Annotated in this window: 10 protein-coding genes; 9 read left to right on the top strand and 1 reads right to left on the bottom strand. The window is 60.4% G+C overall.

Translation table 11 applies throughout. The annotated features are described in order from the left end of the window. From QAT43_RS11665 to QAT43_RS11640, 6 genes are all read left to right on the top strand, one after another. Window positions 1-1,046 (top strand): ATP-grasp domain-containing protein (locus QAT43_RS11665; protein ID WP_305043253.1); only part of this gene is annotated, 1,046 nt, incomplete at its 5' end. 61 nt (window positions 1,047-1,107) lie between these two features. After that, on the top strand, window positions 1,108-2,049 hold the full coding sequence (locus tag QAT43_RS11660; protein ID WP_305043252.1) for an endonuclease/exonuclease/phosphatase family protein: 942 nt from the start codon (window positions 1,108-1,110) through the stop codon (window positions 2,047-2,049). Further along, window positions 2,046-3,056 carry a polysaccharide deacetylase family protein gene (locus QAT43_RS11655; RefSeq protein ID WP_305043251.1) on the top strand — a complete coding sequence of 337 codons (1,011 nt, stop codon included), beginning with the start codon at window positions 2,046-2,048 and terminating at the stop codon, window positions 3,054-3,056. The genes QAT43_RS11660 and QAT43_RS11655 overlap by 4 nt, the downstream gene beginning before the upstream one ends. 136 nt (window positions 3,057-3,192) lie before the next feature. Beyond that, window positions 3,193-4,575: a phenylacetate--CoA ligase family protein gene (locus tag QAT43_RS11650; protein WP_305043250.1), complete on the top strand. Its 1,383-nt coding sequence runs from the start codon at window positions 3,193-3,195 to the stop codon at window positions 4,573-4,575. Further along, window positions 4,572-5,357 (top strand): M55 family metallopeptidase, encoded by a 786-nt coding sequence (locus QAT43_RS11645; RefSeq protein ID WP_305043249.1) that lies wholly within the window; start codon window positions 4,572-4,574, stop codon window positions 5,355-5,357. Before QAT43_RS11650 ends, QAT43_RS11645 begins: the two co-directional genes overlap by 4 nt. 163 nt (window positions 5,358-5,520) lie before the next feature. Continuing rightward, window positions 5,521-6,639: a right-handed parallel beta-helix repeat-containing protein gene (locus tag QAT43_RS11640; RefSeq protein ID WP_305043248.1), complete on the top strand. Its 1,119-nt coding sequence runs from the start codon at window positions 5,521-5,523 to the stop codon at window positions 6,637-6,639. 172 nt (window positions 6,640-6,811) lie between these two features. Here the strand turns inward: QAT43_RS11640 and QAT43_RS11635 are convergent, their stop codons facing one another. Beyond that, complete coding sequence (locus tag QAT43_RS11635; protein ID WP_305043247.1) at window positions 6,812-7,951, bottom strand: CapA family protein; 1,140 nt, start codon at window positions 7,949-7,951, stop codon at window positions 6,812-6,814. A gap of 54 nt (window positions 7,952-8,005) precedes the next feature. Here QAT43_RS11635 and xrtA point away from each other — a divergent pair, with 54 nt between their 5' ends. The 3 genes from xrtA to QAT43_RS11620 all read left to right on the top strand — a co-directional run. Continuing rightward, complete coding sequence (gene xrtA, locus QAT43_RS11630; protein ID WP_305043246.1) at window positions 8,006-8,854, top strand: exosortase A; 849 nt, start codon at window positions 8,006-8,008, stop codon at window positions 8,852-8,854. Continuing rightward, window positions 8,847-9,473, top strand: a complete 627-nt coding sequence (locus QAT43_RS11625; protein ID WP_305043245.1) for an exosortase C-terminal domain/associated protein EpsI — start codon at window positions 8,847-8,849, stop codon at window positions 9,471-9,473. The genes xrtA and QAT43_RS11625 overlap by 8 nt, the downstream gene beginning before the upstream one ends. 17 nt (window positions 9,474-9,490) lie before the next feature. Further along, window positions 9,491-10,865: GAF domain-containing protein (locus QAT43_RS11620; protein WP_305043244.1), on the top strand; the 1,375-nt coding region annotated here is incomplete at its 3' end.

Raw genomic sequence — 10,865 nt, 5'->3', positions numbered from 1 at the left:
GGCCGGGCAAGCCGGGATTCGCCGATGAAATCGAGGAACTGGCGCGGCGCCTCGACGTGGGCTCCATCATGCCGGTGTCGGAAGCCTATCACAATGCCCTGATCTCGGTGCGCGAACGCTTCGAGCCCGACATCCATCTGTTTTCTCCCAGCCGCGAGCTGTTCGACAAATCCACGGACAAGGATTATCTGCAAAATCTCTGCGTGGAGTTGGGCATTCCCGTGGCCAAGGGCATGAGGCTCGATGAGCTGATGGAGCAGCATGGCGGCGAGGCCCTGGCGTTTCCCCTGGTGCTGCGCACCCGGCGGCAGAACATCGACGCCGGCAAGGTGCCCCTGAAGGCCGCCTACGCGGAAAATCGCGCGCAGTTGGATGGCTGGTACGAGAAATTCAAGGATTTCGCCGACAACGTCATCGTGCAGGAATATCACCCCGGCGCCGAGGAGCACGTGCAGATCCTCATGCACGACGGCGAGCCCTTCGCCACCGGCGACTACATCGGCGAGCACCACATGCCCCTGGCGGGCGGGGTGACGGTGCAGCGCATCAGCTGCCATCACCAGGCGGTCATCGACGACACGGTGAAGCTGCTCAAGGCCCTGGGGTGGCAGGGCATCGCCGGAGTGCAGTTCCATTACGACCCCGAGAGTGCCAAGTATATCTTTTTAGAGATTAACCCGCGCTTCAGCGGCGGTCTGCCGACGGTGGTCATGGCCGGTTTCGAAGCATCCTTTTTGTTGTGGCAGAGTCATTTCGAGCCGGACAAGATGCGCAAGAAAACCTACCGCGTCGGCCTGCGCACGCGCATCCTGGGCGGCGACGCCAACTGGCTGCTGGGCCATCTGCGCCGCGACCTGTTGCCGCCGGGGCAGAAGCATCTCAGCCCCGTCAAGGCGATTGTCACCTTTTTGTGGAACTGTGGCCCCTGGACCAAGGACGATTCGTTTCTCTGGTCGGATCTCAAGCCGTTTTTCGTGGATCTGAAGCTGATGGTCAAGAAGCTGGGCGCGCGCGGGCATGACATCATCGGGCATCCGGGTGCTTAAGCTTTTTGTGTCCCTGAGCGTTTACGCCTATGCCTTGGCGGTTGTCGGGGTGTATGCCCTCATGTATTTCAGCGGGGATCGCTGGTGGTTCGGCACTGTATTGCTGTATGGGCCGCGCTGGATCTATTTCTTTCCGCTGGTCGTGCTGGTGCCCCTGGCGCTCTTGTGGTATCGCCGCGGATTGTGGATGTTGGCGGTGGTTGCCCTGGTGATCGCCTGGCCGATGATGGGGTTCAACCTGACCAAGTCGCCCTTGGTATCTTCAGAACCCGCCGATTTGCGCGTCCTGACTTACAATATCAAGCGCTGGGAAGTCACGGCCGATGAGTTTGCCGGACTGCTCGACGAGGTTCAGGCCGATCTCGCCGTTGTTCAGGAAATCGCCCCGCGACGTTTCAACTTGCCGCCGCAGTGGCATGTCAAACGGGCCGGGGAAAGCTTGCTGGTGTCGCGCTATCCGATTGTTCGCTGCGACATTTCAAAACGCGAACCGCAGGTCAATGGTATCTATTGTGTGCTTGAAACGCCTCGGGGGCCTCTTGGCTTTGCCTGCGTGGACATCCTGACGCCGCGTCGAGCCCTGGATAAGGTGCTGGACGAAACAACGATTTTTGATCTGTCGCAGATCGAAGCGACACAGAAGATGATCGAGGATCGCTGGTATGAATCCAGCGGCCTCTACGCCTGGATCGCTTCGTTTCCCGAGGAGAATAAAATCATCGCCGGGGATTTCAATCTGACGGTGGACAGCCCGATTTATCGGCGGATCTGGTCAAGCTACGCCAATGCCTTCGGCCGGAGCGGATTCGGCTATGGCTACACCAAGTTCACCAAAATCAATCGGTTTCGCTACTCGGCGCGCATCGACCATATCCTCTCGACTCCGGGAGTCAAGCCCGTGCGCGCCTGGGTGGGGCCGGATCTGGGTTCGGACCATTATCCGCTAATCGCTGAGTTCCGGTTTGTCGATTCCGTCGCCTCGACGGGGGGAGGTACGCCATGACGCTGCCCGGCATTTTCATGACCTTTGATGTGGAGTGCTCCATGGGCGGTGCCTGGGGCAATCCCACTCTTAAGCCCATTTCGCCGCGGGTGGGGATGATGGGGGAATATGGAGACAAAAAACTCGGTATTCCATTGATTTGCGACATCCTTTCGCGAAACGACCTCAAGGCGACGTTCTTTGTCGAACCCTTCAACGACGATCTCGGCTGGCCCGGAGAAACGGAGCCGGTGGTGCGTTATCTGGTTGAACGGGGGCAGGACGTGCAATTGCACATCCATCCCAACCATGTGCATTACGGCCTGCACAAGGCGGGCAAGCCCTTCAAGAAAACCGATCAGATGGCCGATCTGAGCCTTGAGTGGCAGACCGAACTCATCACGCGCGGCGCCGATCTGCTCGAAACCTGGACGGGCACGCGACCCATCGCCTTTCGCGCCGGCAACATGGGTGCCTCGGAGGAAACCCTGGCGGCCCTGGCCGATGCGGGCCTGTGGATCGACAGCAGCTATACCTTTCCCTATGTGGGCGGGCAGTGCCGCTTTGCCGAAACCGAGCGCTACAACGGCGGCAAATGGTACGGCGAGGTGCTGGAGGTGGCGCTTTCGGCCTACCGGCAACCGAACTTTCCCGGCCTGCACCCCGCCAAGCCCGTGGATCTCATGGGCTCATCCTTCGAGGAATGCCGCGATGCCGCCCGCCTGATCTGCGATGCGGGCGGCGATACGGTGGCCATCCTGCACAGCTTCAGCCTGTTCAAGGTGCGCGATCACCAGTACACCGGCGGCAAGCTCAACCGGGTGGTGACGCGGCGCTTTGAGAAATTCTGCGGCTGGATGAACGCCGTGCGCGCCCAATACCCAGCCCGCACCTTCGCGGAACTCGGGCGCCTAGTGCGGGAAGAAGGCTATCAGCCCAAGGCCGTGCCGCCTTGCACCATCAACAAACCCCTGCGAGCCCTGGTGCGCAAGGCGGTGCAAGGGGTGAATAATTTTTATTGGTTTTGAATTGTTGTAGGGGCGAGGCGGTGCCTCGCCCTCCAGGAATTGGCCTGATTTTGTAGGGGCGAGGCGGTGCCTCGCCCTGGGCGACCCAGCGGGTCGCCCCTACGGAACGGCGATGGTTTTTCCTAACGAGGCGTTTATGCTCCCCATCCTGGCACGCCGGCTTTTTCATCTCCAGGAACTGGCCCTGGGTCGCCCGAGTTTTCGGATTCTCTTCGAATTGCTGGCGAGCGAGTGCCGGCCGGCTGAGCGCATCCGCCAACTGCAACTTGATCGCTTGCGGACTTTGGCGCGCCTTGCCTATGACCACACACCCTACTGGCGCGAGGTGATGGATGGTCTAGGATTTACCCCGGCCGACATTCGCACCCTGAACGATCTGCGGCGTTTTCCTCTACTGGAAAAGAACACCCTGCGCGCGCGAAGGGAAGACATGGTGTGGCGCGGCGAGGGCAAGCGGCTCCAGTTGGTGCGCACCAGCGGCTCGACCAATGAGGCGTTGCAATTTTATACGTCTTCGACGCGCGAGGCGCACATCAACGCGGCGCGCATGCGCGGGCACGAGTGGGTGGGAGTGCGGCGCGGCGAGAAGGAGATGTATTACTGGGGCTCGCCCGTGGAATTGAGCAAGCAGGATCGGGTTAAGCGCGTGCGCGACTGGTTGATCAACGACGGCCTGACCAACGGCTTCGAGGTCACGCCGGAGCGGCTGAAAAAAAACGTCGCCGACTGGCTGGCCTGGCGGCCCAAGTGCATTTTCGGCTACCCGAGCACCTTCGTGCTGACGGTGACCATGGCGCAGTCCCTGGGGCTGGATTTGCGTGAACTGCGCAAGGTTGGGCTGGAGGTGATCATCACCACCAGCGAAATGCTCTCCGATGTCGATCGCGACCTCATCGCCGAGGGCTTCGGCGTGCCGGTGCGCGACTCTTACGGCCTGCGGGAGGCTGGATTGATCGGACATGAATGCAATGAGGGCACCATGCACTGCATGGACGAGCAGGTCATCCTGGAGACCATCGACCCGCAGACCCTTGTGCCGACGGACGGCGAGGGGGAGCTGGTGGTGACCAATATCGTCGGTCCGGCGTTTCCGGTGATTCGCTACCGCACGGGCGACATCGTGACCCTGTCCCGCGAGCCTTGCGCCTGCGGCCGCAATCTCTCAAGCATCCGCATCAGCGGCGGCCGCGCCGTGGAATTTGTCGTGACCCGAGAAGGCAAATGGGTGGTGGGCTATTCCTTTATCTATATTGCGCGCTCCGTGGAGGGCATCGTCAAGTTTCAGGTGGTCCAGGAGAAAATCGGTGAAATTCGTGTTCGCCTGGTGGTGGACGAGCGCTTTCCGGCGGACGGCGGTGAACAGGTACGGAAAAAGGTGGCCCAGCGTCTGGGAGGCGACGACGAGATTCGCGTGGAGATTGTCGACGACATCGCCCCGGCACCCTCGGGCAAATATCGGCCGGTGATCAGCAAGGTCGCGGAAGAGTTGTATCGGCAAAGGAGCTTTACTTCGCAATGAAGTTCATGATTGCCGTGGATTGCGACGGGCCGGCCTGCGTGGTCGGTGAGCCGGGGCGGGCGCTGAGCGATTCTCGCGATATGGGATTTGCCCGCGAGCAGGCGACTCGCGAAACGGACGCGGCGGCGCGTGCCCTGTTTGACGCGGGGGCCGAAAAGGTCGTGGTCTGGGACAATCACGGGGTGGGCGCCAACCTGGTGTTCGACCGGCTGGACCGGCGTTGCGAGGTGCTGCTGGGTGCGGGGTTCAAGCGCCGTTTTCCGCAGCTGGATGAAACCTATGCCGGGGTGCTGATGATCGGCTATCACGCCATGGAAGGCACGCCCGGCGCTGTTTTGGCCCACACCTACAGCCCCGGTGCCTACCGCGCCATCCGTGTGCACGGCGAAACGGTGGGCGAAATGGCCCTGGATGCCGCCGTGGCCGGGGAATGGGGCGTACCGCCGATCTTTGTGGCGAGCGATGACTTGGGTTGTCGGGAAGCCCTCTCCATCATGCCCTGGATCGAAACGGTGGCGACCAAGCAGGGTTTTGGCCGCAACTGCGCCTTCAGCAAGCACCCGGCCGTGGCCGAGGAGCAAATCTATCTGGGGGTGCGACGCGCGGTGGCGCGACTTGACGAGATGCGGCCCTTGACTTTCGCCCATCCGGTGCGGGTTGAGATTGAATTCAAAAAATGGTTCCAGGCGTGCAAGGCACGGGTGCGGCGTCAAGGATGGCGTTTCGCCGGCGCCCGGACGCTCGGCACGGAATTGGTCTCAATGCTGGATTTTGAATGCTGAGTAGGGGCGCAGCATGCTGCGCCCTTGCGCCTTTCTGAACCATGGATGTATCCCCATGCGATTTTTTTCGGTCATCATTTTTCTTTTCTGGTTTGCGGGGCTGGGCGAGGCATTCGGTGCCCCGACGTTTTCTGTTTCATCGTTTGCAGAATTGAAGGCGGCGTTGCGCGAGGTCCAACCGGGCACGGTGATCGAGATCGCGCCCGGCTTGTACCAAGGTGGCATTTATCTGCGCAACGTTCATGGGACGGCTGAGGCACCGATTGTTCTTCGGGCCGCCGATCCGGAAAATCCGCCGGTGTTCGAGGGACCTGGCGAGGGGGTGAAGCTCAGCAGCTGTTCGTATATCAAGCTGAGCCGTCTGGTTTTTCAGGGGTATCGGCAAAACGGCATCAATATCGCGGATGACGGCCTGCGGGATAAGCGTGAGGCTTCGCACCATATCATTCTAGAACACCTCAGGATCAGGGACATCGGCCCGGCGGGAAACCATGACGCGCTGAAAATGTCGGGTGTCAATCACTTCGTGGTGCGGGATTGCGTTTTCGAGGGGTGGGGCGGCTCGGCCATCGACCTTGTGGGGTGTCGGCATGGGCTGATCGAGCGCTGCCGGATCCTCGGCGCGGAGGGCTATCGCACCGCCAACGGCATCCAGATCAAGGGCGGATCACGCCATATTCTGGTGCAGAGTTCGTTTTTCCGAGATGCCGGTTGGCGGGCGGTTCACATTGGCGGGCAGACCGGGCTGGAATTCTTTCGCCCCAGCGTGGAGGATTTCGAGGCGCGGGATATTTCCATCGCCGGCAACACCTTCGTCGGTGGCGATGTGCATATCGCCTGGATCACCGCCCAGGACAGTCTCGTGCAGCGAAATCTTTTCTATTTGCCGGAAAAACGGGTGGGGCACATCGCCCAGGAATCGACCGACCCGCGTTTCGCGCCCTGCGGCAAGGGAGTTTTCGCAGACAATCTGGTGGTGACGGACGAAGGGGTGACGACCCTGTTCAATGTCGGCCCGGGCACGGCACCCGAGACCTTTGTTTTTCGGGGCAATGCCTGGATTCACGCCGGAGCGGGCAGCGAACCTTTGTTGCCCGTTGCCGAAACCCGGGGCATTTATGATCTGGATGTGAAAATAGCGACGGGCGAGGGGGCCCTGCCGGTGGCGCGCGGCACGGATGAACGGCTGAAGAACCTTGGTCCCTGGTCCTACACGCCCTGGGAACCGCCGGACGATTTTTCCGATCTCATCCTGCCGCCGGTGGTTTTGCCGGAACGGTAGGGACGACCCGGTGGGTCGCCCAGGGCGATGCAGCGCTTCGCCCCTACGGGCGAATGCCCCGAACGAAAAGCCGGATGGCGTGGCGCAAGGTGGTTTGCTGGGCAAAATGCACGACGCCGAACGGCGTAGGGGCGACCCGGTGGGTCGCCCAGGGCGAGGCAGCGCCTCGCCCCTACGGGCGAATGCCCCGAACGAAAAGCCGGATGGCTTTGCGGAGGTGTCCGGGGCGCAGGCGGCGTAGCTTGTTCCAGCGAAGCTGCGTGAGAATGGGCAGCAGGGTGCGCACCCGCAAGGTTTCGAGGCGATAGCGAACCGGGGTGATGCCTCGCTCCAGGTAGCGGTTGGCCCGGGTCAGGTAGCGCTCGCCGCGGCCGCTGGTGTCGATGCTCAGGACGCGGCCGTCGTCATAAACGGGAATCTGCTGAACGGAGCGCACACCGGCTTGATCGAGTTCTGCGAGCAGAATGCAGCCGGTACGCTCGAAGCGATTCCACGTCAGGACATCGCCGTTGTCCCAATAGACGTCATTGGCGAGAAAATTTCCGAGGGAGTAGGCGATGGGGCAATTGTGGTACAATTCCATGCCTTGCGGAACGTGGGGATGATGGCCGAGGACCAGGGTTGCGCCGGCATCGATCAGGGCGCGGGCCTGGGCGATCTGCTCGGGTGACGGACAGCGGAAGCGCTCCTCGCCCCAATGGGGAGTGAAAATGATATGATCGACGTCTTGGCGCAGTTCGGCAAGGGTGTGGCGCAGAGCCGCCATCTCGAAAGGTGCGACGCCGCTAGTGGTGTGGGTTGCAAAACGGTACATGCCGCTGGATCCGTCGACCACGGCAAGCACGGCAATGCGCAGGCCTTTGATCTCAAGGATGACCGGCCGCGCCGCGTCCGCAAGCGTCAGACCCGCGCCGCACGCCTGGATGCCGAGGTCGTCGAGCTGGTTTTTGAGCGTCTGAAAACCCAGGTCGCCGCCGTCGAAGGCGTGATTGTTGCCCAAAGTCACGAGATTGATTCCGGCTTCGGCCAGACCGCGAATTTGGGATGCGGAGGCGAAAACGCGCGGTTCGGTGGGAACCTGGTCGGCACCGGTCAGGGTGCATTCCAGGTTGGCCAGGACCAGGTCGCAGCCGGCGAAAAGTTCGCGGATTTCGTCCGAGAGGGCTTCCAGTCCGCGTCCTGCTTGTGTGGCGTTGGGTCGGGTCGTCAGCAGCAGGTCACCGACGGCGGCGAGGCGAAGGGTCGAGCGGGGAGGCGTTTCGGTCATGGTTCGCGCGCTGTCCGTGGTGGTCGGCAAGGTATTAAAAGACATGAAAAAACGTGAAACCATAGCATGCAGGTACAATTTTTCCAATAGTGGAGTCTTATGAAGTCCTTACGTTTGGATCTGACGACGGTGGCTGGGGCAGGGTTGTTCATCGCGGCTTTCGGCCTGCTCTACATGCAGGCCATTTCCGGCATGGTGGGGGATTGGAACCGTGACCCCAATTATTCCCATGGTTTTCTCGTGCCGTTGATTTCGGGTTATTTCGTCTGGCAGAAAAAAGACGTGCTGCTCGCCATGACTCCGAGTCGTTCGCTGTTGGGCTTGTTCCTGGCCCTGGGCGGACTGGCCATGTTTCTGGTGGGCAGCGTGGCGGGGGAATCCTTCACCATCCGCATGTCCATGATCGTCGTGCTTTCGGGGGCTTTGTTGTTCGCCCTGGGGTGGCCGATTTTTCGCGAATTGCTTCTTCCCCTGGCGTTTCTGGTTTTCATGGTGCCCTTGCCCTATATTCTTTACGACACCGTGGCCTTCCCGTTGCGCATGATGATCACCAAGTATTCGGTGGAGATCATGAAATTTCTGGGGGTGGCGGTCATGCGCGAGGGCAACATCATTCATCTGACCAACACCTCCCTGGAAGTCGCCGATGCGTGCAGCGGCATCCGCTCCATCATTTCCCTGCTGGCCCTGGCGACGGCCATGGCCTATCTGTTCTTCAAACCCATGTGGAAGCGCATCGTGCTGGTGGCTCTGGCGATTCCCATGGCGGTGTTCGCCAACGGCGTGCGCGTGGTGGGCACGGGCGTTTTGGCCAGCCACTTCGGCCCCGAGGTGGCCCAGGGGTTTTTTCACGAATTCGCCGGGCTGGCGGTGTTTGCCCTGGCCATGGCCATGCTGGTTGGTGCGGCAGGCGTGCTGAGCCGCATCGGGAGGTCGCGTCATGGGTAAGCGTTTATTGCTGGTTGGGTTGATCGTCCTGGGATTCGCGATTTACGTGCAGGCGCGTCCTTTTCATGACCGGGTGCCGATCAAGCAGGATCTAGCGGGTTTTCCCTTGCAGCTTGAGGAGTGGCGGGCGGCGGACTATGCATTGAGCGATAGCGTTCTGGAGCAGTTGCGGGTCACCAATTATCTCATGCGGGATTACCGGCGCGATGCCGATGCTGTCAATGTTTATATCGGATATTACGAGACCCAACGCGAGGGCGCGCAGATTCATTCTCCTCGTCATTGTCTGCCGGGGAGCGGCTGGGTTCCTGCCGGGTCAAGCAAGCGCACCATTGAGGTGGAGGGGGAAAGGCCGATTCACGTGATGCAGGCGGTCTATCAGAAAGACACGGCGCGGGAGGTTTTTGTCTATTGGTACCAGATGAAGGATGCCACCATCACCAACGAATACCTGCTCAAGGCGCAGATGGTTCTTAATTCCCTCAAGTACCGGCGCAACGACGCTGCCTTCATCCGGCTCTCGGCTCCCGTGAGGAACAACGTGGAGGATGCGGTCGCCACCATCGAAGCTTTCATGGACGACTTTGTGCCGCTCCTGAGCGCCTATTTGCCGGAATAAGACAACTCGACGGAACCATGTCGCATTTTTTCCTGGTTATCCTGTCCCTGGCGGTTGTCGCCGTCTTTTTTGTGCTTCTGCTGCGGCGGCGGCCCACGGCCGCGACCTATGCCCTTTTCGCGGCGCTGTCCATTGCTCTGGCGGTTGAAATCTGCGACCTGTTGGCCATGCGTCACCCGCAAAATCTCATGGCATTGAAGCGCTGGGGCCTGTTGGCGGAAGCGCTGCTGCCGTTCACCTGGCTGTTTTATTCCCTCAAATTGGGGCGACTTCCGGGAATGTCTTGGTTGCAGCGCGGCCTTCTCCTGGCTGCTGCGCTGATGCCCCTTGCAGTTCTTCTGATTCCAGTCGAGGAGTTTTTCTATTCGCCGGATTTCGGTGAAGAGCTGATTTTGTTCCTGGGTAATCCGGGCTATTTTTTCTTTATCGGGATATTGCTGTTTCTCATTCTGGCCCTGGTCAATCTCGAAGTGACCCTGATGAGTTCGCCGCGCCAGGATCGCTGGCGCATCAAGTACGAGGTGATCGGCGCCGGTCTCGCCATCGCGTTTTTCATCATTTATTACAGCCAGAGTCTGCTGTATCGCTCCATTGACATGAGCCTTTCGCCCGCGCGGGCGATTCTGTTGCTGACGGCCATCGGTTTCATGGCCTATTCACGATTGCGTCGGGGACAGGCGCCGGGCATTCGTCTCTCGCCGGACATGGCCTACCGCTCGGTGGTGATTTTCATCATCGGCCTCTATTTCCTGGCCATCGCCTTGCTGGGGGAAGGGCTGCGGTATTTCGGCGAATCGTCCCAGCGCAGTTTTTTCATCATCCTGTCTCTGATCGGCAGCGTTGCCGTCCTTGCCGTTCTGTTGTCGGAAAAAACCCGGCGGAAAATCCGCGTTTTTCTGCACAAGCATTTTTATCAGAACAAGTTCGACTATCGCCAGCAATGGCTCGATTTCACCCAGAAGCTCTCACGTGCCCGCGGCCCTGGAGAACTGAAACAGGCTATTCTGGCCTTTTTCAGTGAAACCTTCGGGTTTCGTGGGGCGAGCCTCTTTTTGTCCGATGCCGAGGGTGGATATTTCGATCGTGCCGCATTCTTTGAGCGGGGCGGGCTGCGACAGGGCTTCAAGGGCGATGATACGCTGATCGACCACATGCGCGAACGCGACTGGATCGTCGATGTCTCAGAAGAGGATGAGGAGTCTGCGGTCTCCCCCCTGAAGGATAGCGGCTTTGAGTACCTCGTCCCTCTGCTCGGCGAGGAGCGTCTGGAAGGTTTTATCGCGCTCGAAGGGCGGATCAATCCCGACGAGGCGCTGACCTACGAGGATTACGATCTGATGAAGGTGCTGGCGCATCAGTCGCGGGCCGCCATTCTCAACCTGCGCCTGTCCG

The sequence above is a fragment of the Geoalkalibacter sp. genome (assembly GCF_030604225.1).
GTDB lineage: Bacteria > Desulfobacterota > Desulfuromonadia > Desulfuromonadales > Geoalkalibacteraceae > Geoalkalibacter.
Note: the sequence above shows the minus strand (reverse complement) of the source record. Positions and strands in the feature narration are given on the sequence as shown.